1 protein-coding gene is annotated in these 292 nt (G+C 74.3%); it reads right to left on the bottom strand.

Features of this window, described 5'->3' with window-relative positions; translation table 11 throughout:
* Nucleotides 1-292, bottom strand: a 292-nt coding sequence (locus OO69_RS48595) for a beta-ketoacyl synthase N-terminal-like domain-containing protein (RefSeq protein ID WP_033287470.1), incomplete at both ends; no start/stop codon positions are given.

The following is a 292-nucleotide window of genomic DNA, read 5'->3' as shown; positions in this document are numbered from 1 at the left end:
CTCGATCGGGTCGCCCAGCGTCGTCCCGGTTCCGTGCGCCTCCACCGCGTCGACCTGATCGGCCGTCAGCCGGGCGTTGGCCAGGGCCTGGCGGATGACGCGTTGCTGGGACGGCCCGTTGGGGGCGGTCAACTGGCTGCTGCGCCCGTCCTGGTTGACGGCCGAGCCGCGGACGACCGCGAGCACCTGGTGTCCGTTGCGCTCGGCGTCCGACAAACGCTCCAGCAGCACCAGGCCGACACCCTCGCCCCAGCCCGTACCGTCCGCGCCGGCCGCGAAGGCCCGGCAACGG

The sequence above is a fragment of the Streptomyces sp. NRRL F-525 genome (genome assembly GCF_000716605.1).
Classification (GTDB): Bacteria; Actinomycetota; Actinomycetes; order Streptomycetales; family Streptomycetaceae; genus Streptomyces.
The sequence above is the reverse complement of the archived record's forward strand: the minus strand, read 5'-3'. Positions and strand labels throughout refer to the sequence as shown.